Below are 22260 nucleotides of genomic sequence, written 5' to 3'. Positions count from 1 at the left end.
ACAGAGGGCGCAGAGGACGCAGAGAAGAAAGAGAGAATTTCCCACTTGAAACAATTTGCGAGTGCCGTCTCTTCTGCTTCTTCGTCTCTGCGTTCTCTGCGCTCTCTGCGGTTAAAAAAATCCATAATAAATGGTATAATCTTAAAGCTATTGAGGAGTAACGAACATGACCACAGAACAAGACCCCGTAAACTTGATGAAACAGCAAGTTGGCTTTGCTGCTGCCGATCGCGTAAAATCTGGTATGATTGTCGGACTCGGCACGGGGTCAACTACAGCTTATACTATTCAAGCATTGGGCGATCGCATCAAATCAGGTGAACTCAAAGATATCAAAGGAGTTCCCACATCCTTTCAATCAGAAGTGTTAGCCAAACAATACGGAGTACCGCTGACAACCCTCGACGAAATTGACAGAATTGACGTAGCCATTGACGGCGCTGACGAAGTAGATCCGCACCTCAACTTAATTAAAGGTGGCGGCGCCGCCCACACCCGCGAAAAAGTAGTCGATTGTCTCGCTACTCAGTTTATTGTAGTAGTTGACAGTTCCAAAATGGTAGATAAATTGGGTTCGACTTTTCGCGTCCCCATCGAAGTAATACCGATGGCAATTACCCCCGTTACTCGCGCCATCGAAAAATTGGGAGGTAAACCAGAACTCCGCATGGGAATCAGAAAAGCAGGCCCGGTAATTACCGACCAAGGTAATATGGTAATCGACGTTCAATTTGATAACCTTGACAATCCTGCGGAATTAGAAAAAACTTTGAATAACATTCCAGGCGTGTTAGAAAATGGCTTGTTTGTCAATTGTACAGATTTGGTTTTGGTTGGCGAAATTAAGGACGGCAAACCTGTAGTCCGCGAGATTTCTAAATAGTTATTGTAGTTATTGCATGGTGCGTCGGGACAGAATATTTTAGCAGCATACTCAAGAAGATTCAGCCTGACGCACCCTACGGTTAATTAGCTACTCAAGCTTTTTATATCATGTCCGATCGATTAACCGCACTAATCTTTGTTCGTAGTGCGGACTTAAGTCCGCAGCATTTTACGGACTTAAGTCCGCACTACGAACCGTTTTTGTGATGGTAATCAAGTTACCAATAACCAATAACCAATAACCAATAACCAATAACCAATTCCCACCTCACTCACTTCAAAATTGCTATAATAGTATAAATTCGTATCTCTATTTTGATCGTGCAATATCGCAGATTCGGCCGCACAGAATTATCCATGCCAGTCTTTTCCTGCGGCGGCATGAGATATCAACACAAATGGCAAGATGTACCAGCAAATGAAATTCCACCAGACAATCAACAAAATCTAGAATCGACAATTCGTTACTCTATCGAATGCGGCATCAATCACATAGAAACTGCTCGCGGTTACGGCACTTCTGAGATGCAGTTGGGGTGGATTTTGCCGCAGTTCCCCCGCGAAAAGTTGATAATTCAAACGAAAGTTTGTCCTCAACCAGACTCCCAGAAATTTCGCGAGGAGTTTGATAAATCCTTAGCTTATTTGCAACTAGAATACGTCGATTTGCTGTCAATACATGGCATTAATACTTGGGAATTGCTAGAGGATTGTATGCGTCCTGGCGGCTGCATGGATGTTGCTAGAAAATTGCAAGCAGAGGGCAAAGTTCGGTTTATCGGTTTTTCAACTCACGGGCCAACGGATGTGATTGTCAAAACAATTGAAACCAATCAATTTGATTATCTTAACTTGCACTGGTACTACATCAATCAAAATAATTGCCCAGCAATTGAAGCTGCTAAACGTCACGACATGGGCGTTTTTATTATCAGTCCTTCTGACAAAGGTGGTCAACTTTACAGCCCGCCCCAAAAATTGGTAGATTTGTGCTATCCCCTGAGTCCGATGGTGTTTAACGATTTGTTTTGTTTGTCGCATCCGCAAATACATACTTTGAGTTTGGGTGCAGCCAAACCTGAAGATTTTAACGAGCATCTCAAAGCTGTAGAATTGTTGGATAAAGCGGATGAATTGTTGCCGCCGATATTAGCCAAGTTGGAAAAAGCAGCGATTGATAAATTAGGAGAAGATTGGTTTAAGACTTGGGATGTGGGTTTGCCAACTATCGAAAATACTCCTGGAGGTGTTAACATTCGAGTGATTTTGTGGCTGTGGAATTTGGCGAATGCTTACGATATGATCGACTATTGCAAGATGCGCTACAACCTCTTAGGTAACGCCAGCCACTGGTTTCCTGGCCAAAAAGCCGTGAAGCGCAGCTATCCCGTAGGGAATCGCCTCGACGAATTAGACTTGCGTCGCTGTCTCGCCCACAGCCCCCACGCTGCCACAATTCCTAGTATATTGCAAAAAGCCGATCGGCTTTTTGGAGGCGAATCGGTGCAGCGTCTTTCCCAAGAATAATCTAAAAAAAAACCCGGTTTCGACAGAGAAACCGAGTGAGTTAACCGGAACACATGAGTAAAACTCAAGCGCACACAATTAGCCTATACTCAAAAAACTCTCACAACCATCACCCATCCGTCTCATCCATTCGGGCGATATAACTTTTTTTTCCAAACTCGCTCCCATTTTGCTTTGATCTGAGATAAAACAGTTAATAATCCACTGAGGTATCTTTTATGACTCTCAAACGCCGAGACTTCTTGTATTTGCTAACAGCTAGCGTCGGAGCTATTACCGCAGGTGCTTGTCAAGCGTCAGGAAATAGTGTAGTTCAAGCAACTGCCATTGCAGAAAGCCCAAAAATAGCTCAAACTCCCGGGCCTTTTACACTGCCGCCTCTGCCTTACGAATACAATGCTTTAGAACCGCACATCGATGCGCGGACAATGCAATTTCACCACGACAAACATCACGCTGCTTACGTTAAAAACCTCAACGAAGCTGTCAGCAAACACCCGCAACTCAAAAATATTAGTGCGGAAAATATGCTCAAAGATTTGAGCAAAGTGCCGGAAGATATTCGCACAACCGTGCGTAATAACGGTGGCGGACATCTAAATCACAGTATGTTTTGGGAAATCATGAGTCCCAAAGGTGGCGGCGAACCAACAGGGGCAATTGCCGCAGCAATCAAGCAAAGTTTCGGCAGTGTAGAGGATTTTAAAGCCAAATTTAACGAAGCTGGTACTAAGCGTTTTGGCAGCGGTTGGGTTTGGCTGGTTCGTAACAAAGCAGGCAAACTTGAGATTGCAACTACTGCTAATCAAGACACTCCTTTTATGGAAGGAAATTATCCAATCATGGGCAACGATGTTTGGGAACACGCTTATTATCTCAAGTACCAAAACCTCCGCGCCGACTATCTAAAAGCTTGGTGGAATGTGGTTAATTGGACGGAAATTAACAAGCGTTACGAAAAGGCGATCGGCTAATATTGTTTGTAGTAAGGACTTTAGTCCTGCTTCAAAGTGGCTTGTAGTAAGGACTTTAGTCCTGCTTCAAAGTGGTTTGTAGTAAGGACTTTAGTCCTGCTTCACTTAAAAAACGGCTGTGGCTAGCGAATCGGGCGATCGACTTGCCGTACAACTTTCCGCAAGTAAACGCAGTGGCGCGCGCCCTGACTCGTCGGCGTAGTGAATGCTTCAACTGACTCAACAGTGCCTCCCAAATGCTCGATCGCACTTTGCAACTGAGTCTCTTCCTCCAGCGTCCAATTTCCCCGGTAAAGTACCGCCAAACCGCCATCTTTCAGCAGCGGTAGCGCGCATTTAGCGCACAGAGAAGCAGCTCCAACCGCTCGCAGAAATGCTATATCGTAAGCTTGTTTGTGCTGCGGTTGTCGCGCAATTTCATCGGATCTGCCCAGCAAAGTCGCAGCATTTTCTATCGCTAAAGACGGCAAAACTGTATCCAAAAAAGTGATTTTCTTGCGAGTAGAATCGAGCAAAGTAACCGATAAATGCGGTAGGGCGATCGCGATCGGCAACCCCGGAAAACCCCCACCAGTCCCAATGTCGATCGCTTTGAACGGCGACTCAACGGGAAAATCGTTATTTTCCGCCAAATTTTGATTGGCTGGCAACAGTCTGGCAATTCCCCGCAGAGAATCCCACAAATGTTTTTCCCAAAACTCGACTGGCTCAGTAATTCGAGTTAAATTCAAGGAACGATTTCCCTCAACAATTAACTCGTAAAGCCGCTGAAATTGTTGCTGCTGCGACTGATCCGGCTGCCAATTCAGCGTTTGTTGCCACAACTCATTCATTTCGGGCAACATCATAATTTCCGTTTGGTTCATTTTCTAATAAATATCAAAACAACTAATGACTAATGACTACTGACTACTGACTGAGAGGGCAGGTTTTGCCTCTTTTTAGTCACTTGTATCTCGTGCTTCTTAGCTAAACCAGCCCCTGCAAAATGCTAATGACTACTGACTACTGACTAACAAAACTCGTTTCCTTAGCCTCTAATTTCGCGCGATCGACCTCCTGCAAATTCCCACTATCTAAAGTCCAAAACTTATCAGCAACACTCAACAAATCGCTCGCATCGTGAGTAACAATCAACAAAGTCCAGTGACTTTTCAACTTACCCAACAAGCTTACCAACTGTCGGCGCATCGACCAATCCAAACCCGCCGTCGGTTCATCCAAAAGCAGCAAATGCGGCTGCCGAATTAGCTGCACCGCCAGGGCTACCCGGCGCTGTTGTCCACCACTCAAAGCGTGGGGAGAAGCCCGCAGCGGCAAATGTCCGAGTCCCACCTCTGTCATTGCTGAGTTAATTTGTTCTTGTCCCAACTCAGGATGTCCCAACCGCAATTCTTCTAAAATTGTGCCGCCGCAAAAATGCCTTTCGGGAAACTGAAACACTAAACCTCCTAACTGTTGCAAGTGTTCCGGTGTTAATTCTTGTTCGCGCCAGCGGATGTCGCCGCTAGTTTTTTCCGCTAAACCTGCTAATATTTCTAAGAGCGTACTTTTGCCGGAACCGCTGCGGCCCACAATCAGCCCCATTTGCTGCGACGGCAGTTCTAAGTTGATATTTTTCAGAATAGCATTCGGACAGGCTGTAGGATGATAGACTAAGTTTTTCAGATAAAGCATTAACGTAATTGGGAATTGGGAATTGGGAATTGGGAATTGGGAATTGGGAATTGGGAATTGGTAATCGTGTATCCCTCAGCTTCTGGTTGTGCTATTAATAGTTAAGGTTGTTTTTAGCGGGTGCCGATCGCCTACAATTATTTTACATAAATCTTTACAAAAATCCGCCTTTTTTTTTAAGCTTTCCCTTTTGACTTTTCACTTTTTTTATGGTATATTTTAATAATGGAAATCTGTGCTTCCTTATATTACAAGTCACACTACCATTATTAAAATATACCGCAAGCAGCCGAAAAAATCAAGCAAATTTAACTGTTTTTTTGGTCGCGGCTTGAGCAGTGTGAGAATTCAACTCTCTTGTTTCCAGTTTACAACATATTTCACTCAGAGAATTGACGATGACGAAAACCTCTTTAGCATCGGTTGGCAAGCAAATGTTAAGTTATAAACAGACAGTACGGGCGATCGCCTGTGGAAGTGCGATCGCCCTGAGCATCTGCATTAACTCCGCAGTAGCGGGCGATCCCTTTCGCAGCAGCAACCCCCAGGCGATCGGGCCCAACACCGAAACCGCCTTCAAAACAATGTTTCAGCAAGGAAACTACAAAAAAGCAAAAGCCCAAATTCAACAAGCACTATCAGCCGAACCAAACGAACCGCTAGCCTATGCAATAGCAGCCTCCCTATCCTACATCGAGCAAGACTTCAACTCCATGAATTCCTACGCGCAAAAAACCCGCGAAGTTGGCGAAAAATTGACCAAAACCAACCCCTTGCGCGGCAACCTATACACAGCAGTCGGTCACTTTCTAGAAGGAGCAAATGCCGTAGCCAAAGAAGGAACAGCCAAAGGCGCGCCCCAAGCACTCAACAAACTGCGAGTAGTATTTCAATACCTAGATGCAGCCGAAAAAATAGATCCCAACGACCCAGAACTCAACCTGCTCAAAGGCTACATGGACTTAATGTTAGCCAAAAACCTGCCCTTTTCCAACCCCAGCGAAGCCATTCAAAGACTCGAACAAAAAGCCTCACCCCGCTACTTAGCTTATCGCGGCATCGCAGTAGGCTATCGAGACTTAAAAAAGTACGATCGCGCCCTAGAATTTGCCAACAAATCCCTAGCAGAAACACCCAACAATCCAGAAATCCTTTATCTCAAAGCACAAATTTTATTTGCTCAAGCCAAGACTCAATCCAACAACAAAACCATACTTGAAGAAGCCAGAAAAAACTTCGACGCAGCCTTAGCAAAACCCGACCAACTACCGCGCAGTTTAGTAGCCGAAATCTTCTTTCAGCAGTGCAAAACCCGCAGCAGCCTCGACAGCAAATCGCGCAACTGTGACCCGATGCGCGATAAAATTAGAGATGCAGATGGCATCTGGGGGCCGACGGCTTTACCACCACTATAAAAACCCCAAAAAACAACGATGAAAGTACAGTTTCGCGAATTTAACCCCTTCGACCTCTGGATTTGGCTGAAGTTTAGCAACGTGCCTTCAAACGGTGAAAAACAGTATGTTGAAGAAGTATTTGACTCTTGGTTTTTCTTGGGAAAACTAGGGGGATTTAATGCCGAAAATTTGCAAGTTCAAGATGAAGGCTTAGATATTAGTGACATGGATTATGATACTAATCGAGCCGACCAAAGTATGATGGCTTTGATGCACAATATGGGAGAAATGGAGTATCAAGGTTCTTGGGCTCGCTGTTGGTTTGATTTAGGGACTAGCGACGCTATCGGTATCGATGTTTTAATTAATGTTTTCCAGCAACTAAGCAAAGAATTCGTGACGGTTGAAGAATTGATTATCGGTGGAGAACATCCAGACTGGCCTGTGGAAAATAGTCGCAGTCGAGAGGCTTTTGTCCCTGACAATTACTCATCATAGGTCATTAGTCATTAGTCATATCGTTTCCGGTTGCATCGGAATGATTTAACCTTACTAGAACACAGAGGACACAGAGAGAGAGAATAGAGATATGAATACAGGACGATGCTACCGGATTTGATATCATTGGTTATTAGGGGCGGGTTTGACCGGGGATATTTGCTATAGCTAACAACACAGATCAACCCGCCCCTTCCGCGTTACTTTTCTCTACCGAATATTAGTAGGCAAAATGCTGTAGAGCAAAGAGTTGATAAAACCCAGTGCTACAGCGCCCAACAAAGCACTCCAAATTCCCCACCGCAAGCGAAATCCTTCGACTAGCCAAGCCGCCAAGCCAAAGATAGCAGCGTTGATAACAATCATAAACAAACCAAAAGTTACCAACACCAATGGAAAACCCAAAATGACAAAAAGCGGCCGCACCAAAGCATTCAGCAATCCAAAAACCGCTGCCGAAATCATTGCTTTTCCAAAAGTGTCAATATCTACCCCGATGGGCAACTTGGAAAGAATAAAAAAGCTCACCGAAGTTACCAGCCAAGCAATTGCCAACGAAACGATATCCATTTGCTTATCTCCTTGAAAAAAACCTAAACATTAAATCGGAACAACAACACATCCCCCTCTTGTACAATATAATCTTTTCCTTCACTGCGAACTAAGCCTTTTTCCTTAGCTGCATTCATCGCGCCCGTAGCCACCAAATCTTCGTAAGCTACAGTTTCGGCCCGGATGAAACCCCGCTCAAAGTCCGAGTGAATCACCCCCGCAGCTTGCGGTGCTAACATTCCCGCGATAATCGTCCAAGCGCGAGTTTCCTTTGGCCCGCTAGTGAAATAAGTCCGCAAACCCAATAATTCGTAAGTAGCTCGAATCAGGGATTTTAAGCCACCTTCTTTCACCCCCAGAGATTCTAGGAAATCCGTGCGTTCTTCCTCGGATAACTCCACCAATTCTGACTCAACTTGCGCCGAAACTGTGACAACTTTAGCATTTTCTGCTTCTGCTACTTCCCGCACTTGTTCGACATAGCTATTTCCCGTAGATAAATCGTCCTCAGACACGTTAGCAGCGTAGATAATTGGTTTGTTTGTCAGTAATTCCAAACCTTTAACTAATTCAGTTTCTTCGTCCGTGAAACTGTACTGTCGCGCAGGTTTGCCCGCATTTAAAAGCTCGACCAACTTTTCGAGCAAGTCCACTTCTGCCTGAGCTTCTTTATTGTTGCGGGCTAGCTTGCGAGTGCGATCGAGCCTGCGTTCAATTTGAGCTAAATCTGCTAAAATTAATTCGAGATTGATAATGTCAATATCTCGCTGGGGATCGACAGAACCCGCAACGTGAATGATATCATCGTTGTCAAAACAGCGGACAACGTGGACGATCGCATCTACAGCCCGAATGTGAGACAAAAACTGATTTCCTAGTCCTTCCCCCTGACTCGCCCCCTTCACCAAACCCGCAATATCCACAAACTCCATCCGCGTCGGCACAGTTTGCGCAGAATTGCCAATATTGCTCAGCACCTTCAGCCGTTCGTCGGGTACTGCCACGATACCCGTATTTGGCTCGATCGTACAAAAAGGAAAATTAGCAGCAGTCGCCTTGGCATTAGCCACCAAAGCATTAAACAGAGTTGATTTGCCAACATTAGGCAGTCCGACAATTCCGGCAGTAAGCATAGCTATTTAGAAACATATCACTGTATCAAAATATCATAAGCAATAGCAATATATCTGACTTGTCCCTTCTAACTTTTACAGCTAAGCTTGAATAAATATACAACTTGAGGTAGATGGCTCAATGGTTAACCAGTGGTTAAGCAAAGTAACGATAGCTGTGGGGCTGTCGCTGCCTCTGTTAGGGCTTACAGCAGCTACCGTTTTCGCTGAGATGGTCAAAATTTCGGTGATTAACAACAGTGGGAAGACGATGACAGTCCTCCAGTCGGGTAGTTCCGACGATGATTGGGGAGAAAACCTGTTAGACGGTCCGCTTGCCGATCGGGGCACTGTCCCTTTTGAATTTGATTCAGCTGAGTACGAGGGTGATATCTCGGGGGGCTGTGTTTTTGATGTCAGGGCCCAATACTCTGACGGCACATACACTGATTTGCGTGGTATTAACTTTTGTAAAGAGAGTTCGATCAACTTCAATTAATCGATAATCTACGCAAAAACCGAGTTTTTTCAAGTCTGATATTCCACAAAAAGATTGGGGACTTTGGAAAAATTCGGTTTTTGCGATCGACCTCACAAACAATCTTAAATTTCGCGATCGACTAAAACATCATTTAGATTGGTTCAGGGATTGTCTGAGGAATAGGCCCCGGAACCGTTTGAGGAATCGGAGAAGGTACAGGTTCCGGCACCGGCGCAGGAATCGGTTCCGGTACCGGGCCAGGAATCGGTTCGGGTACAGGGCCAGGCACCGGTGGCGATGCGGGTATAGTCGGCAGCCCCGGTTCGGTACTCGGAATTTGCGGGCCTGGAAACGGAGTAGGATTGGGAGAAATCATGTTATTGTTTTGCTCGCTAATAGAGATGTCTCAAAAACATTTTGTTGCCACTCATAGCTATACTTTCAAACAAAAACAACTGAGTGGTCAGATTGTTGAATCTCATTATATTAAATTTAAACTTGTGGCTAAAACATCTATCTAAATAGCTATAATTTAATGTTACGTTGCATAAAAATATGCCTTCGGTATTAAACTAAATATCAAATACAGCAATCAAGATTAAGCGTGTCACCAGCAAACTCTCAACAACAAACACCCCTATTAGATGCTTTGCGCGATCGCACAAATCACCATCACTCGCCATTCTACGCCCCCGGACACAAACGCGGACAAGGCATCTCTCAGCAGCTAGTTGACTTATTCGGTGCGACAGTATTTCGATCGGACTTGCCAGAATTACCAGAATTAGATAATCTATTTAACCCAGAGGGCGTAATTGCCGAAGCTCAAAATCTAGCAGCCGAAGCATTTGGAGCCCAACATACTCGGTTTTTAGCAAACGGTTCAACTTGCGGAATCATCGCGGCAATTGTAGCGACTTGTGGCCCTGGCGATAAAATTATCTTACCTCGAAATATCCACTCCTCGGCAATATCCGGCTTAATTTTATCCGGCGCAATACCAATTTTTGTCAATCCAGAATACAACCCGGATTGGGATATTGCCAACAGCATCACCCCAGAAGCCGCAGCAGCAGCCCTTGAGCAACATTCCGACGCGAAAGCAGTAATGGTCGTCTACCCAACCTATCACGGCGTTTGTGGGGATTTGCGGGCGATCGCCCAAATTACCCATCAATACAACATACCATTATTAGTAGACGAAGCCCACGGCGCGCACTTTAACTTTCATCCAAACTTGCCAGAGCCGGCCCTATCAGCCGGTGCCGATTTAACAGTACAATCAATTCACAAAACTCTCGGTGCAATGACACAAGCATCGATGCTGCACGTCAAGGGCGATCGTATAAATATCCAAAAATTAAATAGAGCATTGCAGTTAGTACAATCCACCAGTCCGAGTTACATACTGTTAGCATCCTTAGATGCAGCCCGCCAACAAATCGCACTCCGCGGCAAAGAGTTAATGGCGCAAACTTTAGTATTAGCAGAAAAAGCGCGATCGCGCATCAGTCAAATTCCCGGCTTATCAGTTTTAGAACTGTTAAATACACCTGGTTTTGCCACATTAGACAGAACCAGGCTAACAGTAAAAGTATCAGACTTAGGAATCACAGGATTTGCAGCTGATGAAATTCTGCACTCGGAACTCGCAGTCACCGCAGAATTGCCAATGCCGCAACATCTAACATTTATTATCAGCTTGGGAAATACAGAATCAGATATTGACAATTTAGTTAAAGCTTTTACGATTTTAGAAGGGAGGAAGAAGCAAGAAGGAAGAAGGAAGAAGAAAGAAGGAAGAGGAAAGAGGTAAGATTTTTCCGATACCCCACTCTCCCACTCTCCCACTCTCCCACTCCCCCACTCTCCCCCACTCTCGCCGCGCGAGGCTTTCTTTTTTCCAGCCGAAACAGTACCCGCAGACAAAGCAGTCGATCGCCTGTGCGCCGAACTCATCTGTCCCTATCCCCCAGGAATACCAGTCCTGATGCCAGGTGAAATCATTACCCCAGCAGCCGTTGACTACCTGCAACAAATCCTGGCCGCCGGCGGCAAAATCACAGGTTGCAGCGATCCCGACCTCCAAACTCTCAAGGTTGTGCGACAGTAAATATGAAGGAGATCGGAAATTAGGAAATGACGAAAGTGGGAAAATCTTCCTTCTTCCTTCTTCCTTCTTCCTTCTTCCTTCTTCCTTCTATTTAAAATCAAACTATGCTTTGGCCCTACGTCACTCCTGGTATCCCAGACGATTTATTTGAACGTTTACCGGGAATTCCCATGAGTAAGCGGGAAGTCCGGCTGCTGTTAATCTCCCACCTGCGGCTGCAAGCAGATTCAGTGGTGTGGGACATCGGTGCAGGTACTGGTACGATCGCCGTAGAAACAGGTTTGCTGTGCCCCAAAGGTCGGATTATCGCCGTCGAAAGAGACGAAGAAGTAGCAAGCTTGATTCGCCGAAATTGCGATCGATTCGAGCTCAAAAACGTAGAAGTCATCGAAGGTAGCGCCCCTGAATGCCTCGAAAACCTCCCGGAACACCCCCACCGAGTCTGTATCGAAGGAGGGCGCCCCATTAAAATGATTCTCAAGGAAGTCTGGCGGTACTTGCAGCCCCGCGGTCGAGTTGTCGCCACAGCATCGAATTTAGAAAATCTTTACGCCCTTTCCGAAAGCTTCGCCGAGTTGCAAGTCCGCAACATCGAGGTAGTCCAGTCCGCCGTCAACCGTTTAGAAACTCGGGGCTTGAGTCAAACCTTTGCCGCCGTCAATCCCATTTTTATTCTCAGCGGCGAAAAGCTGGATTAGTCATCAGTCCTCAGTCCTCAGTCATTGGTCATTAAACTTAGATACTCCCACACCCCATCACAGACGATCGTCTGGGCTTGAAGTATCGATATGACTCTGAACTCATTCCTAAATGCAATTCTTAACCTTTTTTACGCTCGCTTAACGTTCATACTTATAATAAGGCAGACCTTAGCTCGAGCGATCGCCTGAGTTGAAATTTTGGATCGCCGGTTGAGGATGGGGGACGAACCTGTCACCTTAACCATCCTTGCATCCTTGCATCCCAAATCGACCGAGCCCGCCCAAAAAACAAAATTTTAGACCCTAGTTCCAACCCCCAGATTCATCTGTGGACTAAATCTAAAATCTAAAATCGACCGCTCTGCCGTCTGCTGTGAGAAATTTATTTTATGCCTTGGTCCCGTATTTTAAGTGGAATAGTTGCGATCGCCCTTGCTTTGGGAATGATTATTATGGGCGGATGGTACTTCACCGTCGGCTTTGGCGTTATCGTCTACCTCGGTCAATTGGAATATTTTCAATTAGCCAGGGCTAAAGGCATTGCACCGGCTGCCAAAACTACCTTAGCTGTCAGTCAAGGCCTGCTAATTACTGCCGCCCTCGCACCGCAATTCGTAGACGCGATGTTCCCCCTAGCCGGAACCTTAATCTGTTTCTACCTGTTATTCCGACCTAAATTATCGATGATCGCCGATATTGCCGCTTCTATTTTAGGATTGTTCTACGGTGGCTATTTGCCCAGCTACTGGGTGCGGCTGCGAGTCGGCCTCGATCCGGCAAATCTTGCTACAACCCAATTTTCGCAAACAGTAGCCAGCAGTTTACCCGTTAACATTTATCCGTCACAGTCTTGGACAAATTCCAGCAGCATATCTTTAGGATTGACTTCGCTGCTGCTGGCTTTCCTCTGCATCTGGGCCGCTGACATTGGCGCTTATTTTGTCGGCAAATTCTTCGGCCGCACTAGCCTCTCCCACATCAGCCCCAAAAAAACCGTTGAAGGTGCTGTATTTGGTGTTTGCGGCAGCATCGCCGTCGCCGTCGCCGGGTCTTGGTATTTGCAATGGCCGGGGTGGCCCTATACAGGAGCTGTTTTTGGTTTGTTGATTGGCGTTGCTAGCTTGTTGGGAGATTTAACTGAGTCGATGATGAAGCGAGACGCCGGCGTTAAGGATTCGGGACAGTTGATCCCCGGTCACGGCGGCATTCTCGATCGCACTGACAGTTATGTTTTTACCGCACCCTTAGTCTACTATTTTGTAACTTTGCTGTTGCCCGCGATCGACTCTTTTTTAATTAATCGGTAATTGGTTATTTGTTATGGGTTATTTGTGATTGGTTATTTGCTCTGGGATTGGGCATTGGAGGCTCTGACTATGGGTATCTCTTCCCAGGCAGAGCTTGGAAGGTTACAAGGTTACAAGCTTACAAATAACTAATAACAAATAACTAATAACAAATAGCTAAGGCAAAACTCTAATTCCACCCCGACAAACAATCTCCCCCGGAGTCAAAATCAACTCATCAATTGCAACTTCCTGTCCGAAATCAATTTTAAAATCATTGAAATCACTAATCTTTAATTCTCCATCGACTTCGATTTCTGGTGCTTCAAACATCAACTCGTGACCGCTAGCAATCCGCAAACCAGTCCGTAATACAACAGGAATTTGCGTACCCCCAGCGCGCAAAATAGTCGCCGAAAGCGTCAACTTCCCCGCCTCAATTTTTATCTGAGAATCTTGCAATTTCAGAGATTTTTCTCTATCTGTCAGCGGCAGCAGCGGCAGCAAAAATTCGCTCAAAGCATCAGCCAGCAAAGGCGCTTTCAGCGACGCATTCAAATCCGCTTGGTCGAGCCTCAAAACGCCTGTGACCGGAACGGATTCGAGGAGGCGCAGCGGTTTGCCTTTGAGAGCTTGACCGAGGTTGATGCGAATGCCGCTGCCCTCTAAGGCAACTTCTGTTAGGTGTAATCCTTTATACACAGCACCGAGGGCGGCAGCAGTTACTTTGGGGATCGCACCGCTGAAGATTTGTCGATCGCTCCCCTCAATTTTCACTTTCAACTCGTCAACCTGCTGAACTTGCGATCGCAGCCACAACTGCACCGCCGGAGACAGCACCGAACTCGCGATCCGGCTGCCTTGACTCCGCGGCGGTGCCCCTGACCCATCGCCGAGATTAGCAGTCTCACCAGAACTAGCAGCGCCAGCTTTATTGTCAAATTGAAGAGAGTTGCGATCGACAGTCATAAACAATTTCAAAATATAAACCTTAAATATTCAAGCACAGAAATTTAACAGGAACTCGCATCGGGGCTCACAAACCCAGTTTGTGCGATCCCGAGGCGAATTTCGCGATCGAGCGTATAAATTTAACTGGGTGTACGGGATTTATGGTAGTGTTGGTCTATGGTCGGGTCAGACCAACAAATCTCAAATTAACAACAAACTAACGGCGCAAGATAGTCTGCCACGACTCTTTTCCTCCCAGTTGTTGCACAACACATTCACGGTTACGCCATAAGGACAATCTACACCGGGCGCAACGCCCTGTAAGGATTGCTCATCATTAGAATTTATTTCCCGCTAGGAATTCAACATTGGTAGTAAGGTTAAGTTCATCTAAACCTGTCGTATTTCCTCCCCCAACGCAGCAGCGTTGGCGGTTTCCAAAATCCCGTCATGTCTGATGAAAGGCTGCAAAAAATTCTTGCCCAGTGGGGCATTGCCTCTCGCCGTCTGGCAGAACAGATGATTGTCGCTGGACGAGTCCGAGTTAATGGCAATATTGCTCGCTTAGGACAAAAAGCAAATCCCGATCGCGATTTCATCGAAGTCGATGGAGTCCCAGTAAAACCAACGGATCGACCCGCTTGTGTCTATCTGTTGCTCAACAAACCCGCAGGTGTAGTTTCTACTTGCAGCGATCCCAGAGCCCGATCGAAAGTTCTCGACTTACTACCGCCAAAACTGCGCTATGGTCAAGGCATTCACCCCGTAGGACGGTTAGATGCAGATTCCACCGGCGCTCTCTTGCTCACCAATAATGGTAAGCTGACATTTTGTTTGACCCATCCGCGTCACTCGATCGCCAAAACTTATCAAGTTTGGGTGCGAGGCGATCCCCCGGAACCCATACTGCAAGCGTGGCGTCAGGGCATCATCCTGTCCGGTAGAAAGACTTTGCCGGCAAAAGTGAAAATTCTCGATCGCGCGCATGACCAAACTCTGTTAGAAGTAATTCTATCAGAAGGAAGAAACCGACAGATTCGGCGCACCGCCGAGCAGTTGGGACATCCCGTGGTACGCCTGCACCGCACAGCCATTGGCCCGATTCAATTGCAGCCACCAGGCTCGCCAATATTGCCACCGGGCTGCTACCGACCCTTAGAAGATGCAGAAATTATTTTTTTATGGAATCTAGTCAACCTAACATCAATAAGCGTGCCAGTAAATCTCGAGGAGCACAGCATATGACAAAGAATTTATTGTTTTTATTCTTCAAAACAACTAAGCAGAAACTGCACTCCCAAGAGCCCGAAACTCCTCAGAAGAAGCTAGCGGAAATAGGGACTCAACTCCGCGAGTACCGCGAACAGCAGTCGATTTCTTTGGACAAAGTAGCCGTGGTAACAATGATTCGGCGGAATCTGCTGCAAGCCATTGAGGACGGTCAACTAGACCAACTCCCCGAACCGATCTACACTCAAGGTTTGATCAAGCGCTACGCCGAAGCAATGGGTTTGGACGCAACTAAGTTTGCTGACTTTTTCCCGCCGATCGAACCGCCGGCGCGATCGAGAACCAAAATATCCTGGCAACATCTGCCTCAGTTGCGCCCGATGCACCTCTACCTCTTTTACACATTTCTAATTATCTGTTCGGTGAACGGCTTATCTCAATTGATGGGCAGTTCTGTGACAGCAAAAAATGGTGCGGGAACCCAAGAACTTGCCCTCGATCGGCAAAAACAAGATAGTTTAACTGCCTCAGCATCCAGCACCTCAAAAAATCAGAAACCTGATGGTCACGTGGCTGTCAAAGCAGCAATAAACGGTCAAAAATCAGATAAATCTAGCAATAAACCAGTGATGGTCAGCCTCACTTTTAAGGCAGAATCTTGGATGCAGATTGAAGTCGATGGCAAAACAGAATTTGAGGGAATTTTGCCGATCGGGACTGTACGCACCTGGGAGGCCGATCGCAAATTGGTAGTTGTAGCGGGTAACGCCGGGGGAGTAATGATTGCCGTTAATAACGGACAACCAGAACTAATCGGAGCCCCTGGAGTTCCCAAAGAACTTGTTTTTAAAGCAGACGAACTCAAGCCTGCAGCCGAGGTCAAAAATCAAGGTTAATCGGTCACGAGGCATGAGGCATCGGGCATGGTTAATCGGTAATAATTAGTAGTTTTTCTAATCACAAATAACAATGCCCGATGCCCAATTACCCATTCCCCACTATCAATTTTTCTCCGGAGTGCGCCTGCTGATATAAGTCATAGTTTTGAGCCGATCGCGCACCTCCCAATTCAAAGCTTCGCGCCGATACCGCCAGCCCCAATTTCCCTCAGCTTTCCCCGGAAAATTCATCCGCGCGTCGGTATCCAAACCCAACAAATCTTGAAACGGCACAACTGCCAAATTAGCCACAGAAGTCCAGCCCATCCGGATTAAAGACCAGTGAATTCCTTGAGGTTCGATGCAGCCCAAATAACGCAAAACCTCATCTCTTTCGTGGTTTTGCAGTTGATTGAACCAGCCGACAGTCGTGTCGTTGTCGTGAGTGCCGGTATAAACTACGCAGTTTGGAGTGAAATTGAAAGGCCAAAAAGGATCCTCCGGGCCCGCGCCGAAAGCAAACTGCAAAATCTTCATTCCCGGAAACTCGAACCGATCGCGCAAAGCTTCCACTTCCGGAGTAATTAGCCCCAAATCCTCAGCAATAATCGGCAAGTTCTCAAACTTTTGATGAATTACCTCAAACAAAGCCGTTCCCGGGGCTTTAATCCACTCTCCCTCCATCGCAGTTTCCTGCCCGCGCTTCACCGCCCAGTAAGCGTCAAATCCTCTAAAATGGTCGATCCGGCTCACATCTACATAATCGAAAAGCGCCTCAAAACGCTGCACCCACCACTCAAAATTATTTGCTTCCAGCGCCTCCCAATTGTATACCGGGTTGCCCCACAATTGACCTGTTGCGCTGAAGTAATCCGGGGGAACTCCCGCCATTAAAGCTGGTTCTCCGCTTGCTTCATGCAAACAGAATAATTCCGGATGTGACCAAACATCCGCGCTGTCGTGAGCTACATAAATCGGAATGTCGCCAATAATTTTAATTTCGCGCAGGTTCGCATAGCGCTTCAACTCTGTCCACTGGCGGAAAAACTCGAACTGGACGTATTTGTAGTAATAAATCTCAGTATTTAGATCCTGCCGCCACTTGTCTAGCGCTTCCGGTTTGCGCTGGGCAATTTCAGGTTCCCAAGTGTGCCAGCTACCACCGTTGAATCTGTCTTTTAGTGCCATAAACAAGGCATAATCATCCAGCCAAAGCGCTTTGCTCTCACAAAAAGCCGAGAATTCTCTTTGCTGTACCTGCGATGCTTTCGCTTTGAAATTGTCGCAGGCTTTTTTGAGCAGAGGTATCTTGTGCGCGATCGCCCGATCGAATTCTACTGTATCCAGCGCAAATTCCGGCGAAGAATCTAAATCTTCATCGCACAGCAATTGCTCGTCCCGCAGAATCTCCGGGCTCAACAGCATTGGATTTCCTGCCATTGCTGAATAGCACGAATAAGGAGAATTGCCGTATCCAGTCGGGCCCAGCGGCAATATCTGCCAGTATTGCTGGTCGCTCTCTACTAAAAAGTCAATAAACTTATATGCTTCTATGCCCATGTCCCCAACGCCGAATCGGCTGGGAAAGGATGTTGGGTGGAGTAAAATGCCGCTCGATCGGGGAAAAAGCATAATCTATGTAAAGATATAGGAGTTCAACATTGACAATTTGACCGATAGTCCCTATTGGTAAAACTTCGCAGTTTTGAGGGCGATTTTCAGGGCAAATACTTTTGCGATTGTCTCATATTTTATGGCGGAACGTGCTTGCTAAATATTTGTATCGCCATCTCATCACAATTGCTGACCTGAGCCAAAAACATCAAGCTCTTCACTTGCGCCCTTGCTTCCAATACACGAATCCTAAAAAGCCGGCAAACAGCAAGCGAGCCTGCGAAGCGAGAATTATTGAATTCGTCTATTGCAGGCAATTGGGTTCTATTACCCAGGAGCGCTTGCTACTAAATATTTTGGTCGATCGTACCCGGTTTCTGCACAAGTGTTGAATATAAATTTTCTCTGACTTGCACCGAATCTCTCTGGAGTCGTAAATTGCCCTCAAAGCCAAAAATCGTCATAAAGTTGAGTATAAACCTCGTCTTTCTCAGACGGCTTGACATTGTTTGGGAATTGCTTGGAAAATCGATCGACTAGCAGCATGAAGATATCCACATTCACCTTAAAGGTGAGCGAGACAACCCATAGTGGGACTTGCAAGTTAAATAACAACTGCTCGAAACCACCCGTTTGGTGCATTGCACTCTCAAAATAACAGCTACAAGCAATCACTTTAAGTCAGGGCAGGGTCGGTTTCAGCAGAAAACTAGACTCAATCCTAGAAATAGCCCAGAGAGCAGGCGCAATTCTCACTGCGTACCGCACAACGGGATTTGAGTTGCGGTCTGGGAGGTTGTGGTTCGAGCCATGTTCAACAGTGGATACCTTCTTTTCCACAATCTTCTGGCCTGTGTCAAACCAGTTCCCGCCACAAGATGCGACTGCTTTGCCCCAACTCCCAAACACTATGCAGTAAGTCATTCGCCAATCGCATCAGCCATCGTTCTTCTTGAGCCAACGCACAAAGAGACCGACTGTTTTTGTATCTCAAGAAACAGTCGGCTGCGAAATTACCAGTGAAGATGCTGAGTTTAAGTTTGCTTGTTGAACAATTTCTGCGCTTGTCTGAGAGCTATAGCGCCGACGTTGTAAGCAGCCCAGCCTCCCGCCAACAAGACGGGCATCAATACTATTAGTATGCGCCAGTCAAAATCCATGAGTGCTCCTCCTAAAGTTTTTTAACAAATTCTCATAATCTATTTGTATCTCATTTTGTCGCGATTCTTCTTACTCTTTAAGCAAATATTGTCGCGCGTGAAAGTTTCTCCCCGGCACTCGCCGGCGCCATCGGGGACATCGTTTCGCAGGGATTGAGATCGAAACTATTGCACCCGGGCCGATCGACCCTCGCCACACCCATTATCCTACAATCTGTTTGGCAATCCCTTCCACCACCTTAGTTAGAGGGTCATTAGGGAATTGGAGCGCAAACACCCCCTTACTCGCTAGCAGCATCATCTGGTCGCTGTGGGGCAGCACCCCTGCAACTGGGATCTTATAAATACTCTCTACTTGCTGCTTCAAATCCTCAAAATCCAGAGATTCTGGAGCTTTGTTGATCGTCATCAAAATCTTGGGTACTTCTAATTTCCGGGCCACATCTACCGTAACAGCCGTTCCCTGAAAATCTTGCTGATCCGGACGCAGAATCAGCAGCAAAATGTCGGAAATGGTAATGCTGAGCAGGGTTTCTTCGTTGAGCCCGGGGTGCGTGTCGATAAATAGGTAGTCTAAATTCAGAACGTCTATCAGTTCTTGAAAGCCATCGGTAAGCAGTCCCACATCGTAACCTTCGCGCAAAACTCGCGCTATTTCCCCTGCTTTAATGCTCGAAGGAATCAGGAAGAGGTTGCCGTTCTTGGCTAAATTTGGTATCAACTCACTCACATTGTAGGCCGTTTCGGCGATCGGACATCGGCCCCACAGGTAATCGTTCAGGGAGCGCTCCATGTTGCTCTCGCTGAAACCAAACAGCACGTGAATCCCCGGCGATTGAATGTCTGTGTCTACAATGGCGACCCGATTTCCGCCGCGAGCGATAATAGATGCCAGGTTGGCAGTCGTGTTCGATTTGCCAGTGCCGCCCCGGTAAGAGTGAACAGAGATGATTTTGGACATGATATGCGTATTGCCAAGATTGAACAATTATCTATTTAAGTCTAGTCATTTATTGACTTTGAAACTCTTTATTATCCTATATTTTTATACAGACAGGTTGATGATTTATGTCCTGTATAGAACCCATTTGACTTCTAACAAGAGGGTGCAAGCCTTTTAAGCATCAGTCGAATCAAACAAAGCTTGGGCTGGGCAGTCGCATTATCCCAAGTTTTCTCAAAGTTCTTGACTCAAATTTTACATCTTTCCACCCAAGCATTTGACCGTTCTCTTCCCCCACCTTGCTCTCACCGGTACAAAGCCGGATTTTACCTGTACTTCTTTGTCTTATTTAGATGGTTTTTTCGAGAGTTAAAACTGGATTTTCGTCAGAATTTGTGGAGAAATCTTTTTTAACTCTTCTGTGAGATGTTCGGGCTGATAGCCACGATGGGCGCAGTATCGTAATCTGAGGAATGTTCACAGGTTTAGACTTGAAATAATCGATAATTATGATCGTGTCGATCGCACTTTCACAAAACTGCTTATCGATCGCCCCTCAGAGCAGATTACACAAAAATCAGAGCATAAGAGCGATCGTCCGTAAAGTCGAGATCCCGCAGAGTTGTTCCCATAATAATTATCGTGTCGATCGCACTTTCACAAAACGGACGATCGCCCCTCAGAGCAGATTACACAAAAATTAGAGCGCAAAGAGCGATCGTCCGAGCTAAGCTGTGTATGAAAGGGCGATCGCTCGAAAAGTCGATCGCTCTGACAAGTAAAACTATCGACAATAATTAGATCAAAAATCAGAGAAAGGTCAAATATTGTCCAATATTGATGGTAACCTTGGGCGGGGCTGTTCAACTTGCAAATATTTATCTCCACAAAGCTTTTCTATTTTGATCAAATATTTGCGATTTTGGGCATACATCTCTACCCATGCCATCACTTCTTTTCTTTCGGCCTCATTGATTGCTTTAGCAATTTTTTGTAAAGCTTTCAGTGTTAAGGTTTGCTCAATTGCCTCATATATGAGCAATACCTCAAAACACTCGTCACTCCTTTCATCGGAATTAAGACATTCTGGTGGTGGCGGTGCAACATTCCTCAAATTATTTCGGATTTCAGTCCTTAGCTCATAACTCACTAAATTCTTGATTTCTGGGATAACTGAAGCTAATACTACAGGAAGTATAATTGGTTTACGCCCCGGTCTTGGCTGCCTATAAGTACCTGTCAGAACTGGCTGCCATGAAAACATTGCCGCTCTGAATTCTCGACAAAAAAAGTGCAGCAAAACCCATTGTTCTAACTCCACAGCTACTTTTATTCCTGACTGAGCTGCCAGTTCTAACAGTGCCTTTTTAACAATTTGTTGTTCAAGTTTTGCGCGTCCACCAGGTGTTCCTATCTCCCAATCTCTGGTTTCCAGGCTCGTTTCATAGTCCATCATAGCCCGAGCATATATCGACTGCCAGACTTGCGGTTGCTCCGCTACAGGTTTTGGCAACCCCATGAGAAATAGAAACTGGTTTACCCACGGCAGGGTGGGTAGAGATAATGTTCTCAGCCATTCGAGACAATCAGAGTCTCTCCAAGGATATGCAAGTTCCATACAGTTTTTTGTGTGAGTTCAGATGGGCAATTTTCGTAGTTAGTGATTGGGAAAACAGGCAGGTCAAGACCTAGGCACAATCCGAAAAGGTAGTGACAAAATCGCTGCAATCCCTACCAAGATGGCAATCACAAAGTTTGATGTTCCTTCAACTACTACTAAAATACCATCTTTGAGCTTTGCACCAAGTGCAAAAGCCTGTTGTAGCAACCTATTTGGCTGACTGGGAGGAAGTGGTTGTTCAGGAGGTTCTTTATCAGCATATTCCCTAGCTGTATTCACTAAATCTTCAGCTCCTAGTGCTTCTAGGTCGAAATCGTCACAATCAGAATCATCCAATTCTTTCAGTAATCTACGTAACTTTTCTTGCACTTTTCTGTATCTGTCCTGATGTCCTGTCCATGACCCTTTACCGTCAGCCATGTTGCGATTTTCAGCTTCAGGATATCCTGCTCTAGCAGCAACGTGAGCTTGGTAAAGACGATTAGTATTATTATCGTTCAGCAAATCTTGTTCGCGTTTTCTCAGTGATTTTTCAAAGTTTCCTTGTTCATTAATGAAACCTTGATATAGCACCTCCTCGATTTTTTTTAGGAGGTCGTAGCACTTTTGCAGACCTTCGTCCTCAAAATTGGGAGGGGACAGCCGAGGAGAGTTAGAACC

General features: G+C 46.0%; 24 protein-coding genes and 1 pseudogene. 12 read left to right on the top strand and 13 right to left on the bottom strand.

Annotation, left to right across the window (positions count from 1 at the left end; genetic code table 11):
• The first annotated feature begins 166 nt into the window (after positions 1-166).
• From rpiA to IQ270_RS07915, 3 genes are all read left to right on the top strand, one after another.
• A complete protein-coding gene (gene rpiA / locus IQ270_RS07925) occupies positions 167-883 on the top strand; it encodes a ribose-5-phosphate isomerase RpiA (protein WP_193972689.1) in 717 nt (238 codons plus the stop codon).
• A gap of 359 nt (positions 884-1242) precedes the next feature.
• Positions 1243-2412, top strand: a complete 1170-nt coding sequence (locus IQ270_RS07920; protein WP_228056158.1) for an aldo/keto reductase — start codon at positions 1243-1245, stop codon at positions 2410-2412.
• Between the two features lie 218 nt (positions 2413-2630).
• Positions 2631-3386, top strand: coding sequence for a Fe-Mn family superoxide dismutase (locus IQ270_RS07915; RefSeq protein ID WP_228056157.1), 756 nt, complete (start codon positions 2631-2633; stop codon positions 3384-3386).
• A 122-nt stretch (positions 3387-3508) separates the two neighbouring features.
• Here IQ270_RS07915 and rsmG read toward each other — a convergent pair whose 3' ends face one another.
• Positions 3509-4252 (bottom strand): 16S rRNA (guanine(527)-N(7))-methyltransferase RsmG, encoded by a 744-nt coding sequence (rsmG, locus tag IQ270_RS07910; RefSeq protein WP_193972687.1) that lies wholly within the window; start codon positions 4250-4252, stop codon positions 3509-3511.
• A 139-nt stretch (positions 4253-4391) separates the two neighbouring features.
• The gene (locus IQ270_RS07905; RefSeq protein ID WP_193972686.1) at positions 4392-5063 is read right to left on the bottom strand and encodes an ABC transporter ATP-binding protein; all 672 of its coding nucleotides are present in this window, start codon (positions 5061-5063) and stop codon (positions 4392-4394) included.
• 398 nt (positions 5064-5461) lie between these two features.
• On the opposite strand from IQ270_RS07905, the gene IQ270_RS07900 reads away from it, so the two are divergent.
• Positions 5462-6478 carry a Sll0314/Alr1548 family TPR repeat-containing protein gene (locus IQ270_RS07900; RefSeq protein WP_193972685.1) on the top strand — a complete coding sequence of 339 codons (1017 nt, stop codon included), beginning with the start codon at positions 5462-5464 and terminating at the stop codon, positions 6476-6478.
• 18 nt (positions 6479-6496) lie between these two features.
• On the top strand, positions 6497-6958 hold the full coding sequence (locus IQ270_RS07895) for a DUF3531 family protein (protein WP_193972684.1): 462 nt from the start codon (positions 6497-6499) through the stop codon (positions 6956-6958).
• Between the two features lie 210 nt (positions 6959-7168).
• On the opposite strand, the gene IQ270_RS07890 is transcribed toward IQ270_RS07895, so the two are convergent.
• Positions 7169-7528 carry a phage holin family protein gene (locus IQ270_RS07890; protein ID WP_193972683.1) on the bottom strand — a complete coding sequence of 120 codons (360 nt, stop codon included), beginning with the start codon at positions 7526-7528 and terminating at the stop codon, positions 7169-7171.
• A gap of 23 nt (positions 7529-7551) precedes the next feature.
• A complete protein-coding gene (gene ychF / locus IQ270_RS07885) occupies positions 7552-8643 on the bottom strand; it encodes a redox-regulated ATPase YchF (protein ID WP_193972682.1) in 1092 nt (363 codons plus the stop codon).
• Between the two features lie 121 nt (positions 8644-8764).
• Here ychF and IQ270_RS07880 point away from each other — a divergent pair, with 121 nt between their 5' ends.
• Positions 8765-9121, top strand: a complete 357-nt coding sequence (locus tag IQ270_RS07880; RefSeq protein WP_193972681.1) for a hypothetical protein — start codon at positions 8765-8767, stop codon at positions 9119-9121.
• A 133-nt stretch (positions 9122-9254) separates the two neighbouring features.
• Here the strand turns inward: IQ270_RS07880 and IQ270_RS07875 are convergent, their stop codons facing one another.
• The gene (locus IQ270_RS07875) at positions 9255-9479 is read right to left on the bottom strand and encodes a gamma-aminobutyric acid A receptor, epsilon-like protein (protein WP_193972680.1); all 225 of its coding nucleotides are present in this window, start codon (positions 9477-9479) and stop codon (positions 9255-9257) included.
• Positions 9480-9707: 228 nt separating this feature from the next.
• Here IQ270_RS07875 and IQ270_RS07870 point away from each other — a divergent pair.
• The 3 genes and pseudogenes from IQ270_RS07870 to IQ270_RS07860 all read left to right on the top strand — a co-directional run bounded on the left by IQ270_RS07870 (position 9708) and on the right by IQ270_RS07860 (position 13224).
• Positions 9708-11216 (top strand): annotated as a pseudogene (locus IQ270_RS07870) (aminotransferase class I/II-fold pyridoxal phosphate-dependent enzyme).
• A 104-nt stretch (positions 11217-11320) separates the two neighbouring features.
• Positions 11321-11914: a precorrin-6Y C5,15-methyltransferase subunit CbiT gene (gene cbiT / locus IQ270_RS07865; RefSeq protein WP_193972679.1), complete on the top strand. Its 594-nt coding sequence runs from the start codon at positions 11321-11323 to the stop codon at positions 11912-11914.
• A 392-nt stretch (positions 11915-12306) separates the two neighbouring features.
• Positions 12307-13224, top strand: coding sequence for a phosphatidate cytidylyltransferase (locus IQ270_RS07860; protein ID WP_193972678.1), 918 nt, complete (start codon positions 12307-12309; stop codon positions 13222-13224).
• Positions 13225-13380: 156 nt separating this feature from the next.
• Here the strand turns inward: IQ270_RS07860 and IQ270_RS07855 are convergent, their stop codons facing one another.
• On the bottom strand, positions 13381-14184 hold the full coding sequence (locus tag IQ270_RS07855; RefSeq protein ID WP_228056156.1) for a DUF2993 domain-containing protein: 804 nt from the start codon (positions 14182-14184) through the stop codon (positions 13381-13383).
• Between the two features lie 420 nt (positions 14185-14604).
• On the opposite strand from IQ270_RS07855, the gene IQ270_RS07850 reads away from it, so the two are divergent.
• Together IQ270_RS07850 and IQ270_RS07845 are read left to right on the top strand one after the other, a co-directional pair.
• On the top strand, positions 14605-15399 hold the full coding sequence (locus tag IQ270_RS07850; RefSeq protein WP_193972677.1) for a pseudouridine synthase: 795 nt from the start codon (positions 14605-14607) through the stop codon (positions 15397-15399).
• Complete coding sequence (locus IQ270_RS07845; protein ID WP_193972676.1) at positions 15396-16280, top strand: RodZ domain-containing protein; 885 nt, start codon at positions 15396-15398, stop codon at positions 16278-16280. The genes IQ270_RS07850 and IQ270_RS07845 overlap by 4 nt, the downstream gene beginning before the upstream one ends.
• A gap of 105 nt (positions 16281-16385) precedes the next feature.
• On the opposite strand, the gene malQ is transcribed toward IQ270_RS07845, so the two are convergent.
• The 5 genes from malQ to IQ270_RS07825 form a co-directional block, all read right to left on the bottom strand.
• Entirely contained in the window at positions 16386-17894 is a 1509-nt protein-coding gene (gene malQ / locus IQ270_RS07840) for a 4-alpha-glucanotransferase (RefSeq protein ID WP_193972675.1), read from the bottom strand.
• 426 nt (positions 17895-18320) lie between these two features.
• Positions 18321-18518 (bottom strand): hypothetical protein, encoded by a 198-nt coding sequence (locus tag IQ270_RS07835; protein ID WP_193972674.1) that lies wholly within the window; start codon positions 18516-18518, stop codon positions 18321-18323.
• 39 nt (positions 18519-18557) lie between these two features.
• Positions 18558-18800 carry a hypothetical protein gene (locus tag IQ270_RS30795; RefSeq protein ID WP_228056155.1) on the bottom strand — a complete coding sequence of 81 codons (243 nt, stop codon included), beginning with the start codon at positions 18798-18800 and terminating at the stop codon, positions 18558-18560.
• Positions 18801-18910: 110 nt separating this feature from the next.
• Positions 18911-19036, bottom strand: coding sequence for a photosystem II protein Y (locus tag IQ270_RS07830; RefSeq protein WP_193972673.1), 126 nt, complete (start codon positions 19034-19036; stop codon positions 18911-18913).
• A 202-nt stretch (positions 19037-19238) separates the two neighbouring features.
• Entirely contained in the window at positions 19239-19997 is a 759-nt protein-coding gene (locus IQ270_RS07825) for a MinD/ParA family protein (RefSeq protein WP_193972672.1), read from the bottom strand.
• A gap of 624 nt (positions 19998-20621) precedes the next feature.
• Between IQ270_RS07825 and IQ270_RS07820 the strand changes: the two genes are divergently transcribed.
• Positions 20622-20780 (top strand): hypothetical protein, encoded by a 159-nt coding sequence (locus IQ270_RS07820; RefSeq protein WP_193972671.1) that lies wholly within the window; start codon positions 20622-20624, stop codon positions 20778-20780.
• A gap of 19 nt (positions 20781-20799) precedes the next feature.
• Here the strand turns inward: IQ270_RS07820 and IQ270_RS07815 are convergent, their stop codons facing one another.
• Both IQ270_RS07815 and IQ270_RS07810 read right to left on the bottom strand, forming a co-directional pair.
• Entirely contained in the window at positions 20800-21597 is a 798-nt protein-coding gene (locus IQ270_RS07815) for a hypothetical protein (RefSeq protein WP_193972670.1), read from the bottom strand.
• Between the two features lie 63 nt (positions 21598-21660).
• A partial coding sequence (locus IQ270_RS07810) for a hypothetical protein (protein ID WP_228056154.1) occupies positions 21661-22260 on the bottom strand: 600 nt, incomplete at its 5' end.

Source organism: Microcoleus sp. LEGE 07076 (assembly GCF_015207455.1).
In the GTDB taxonomy this organism is placed as follows: domain Bacteria; phylum Cyanobacteriota; class Cyanobacteriia; order Cyanobacteriales; family Microcoleaceae; genus Microcoleus.
Note: the sequence above shows the minus strand (reverse complement) of the source record. Positions and strands in the feature narration are given on the sequence as shown.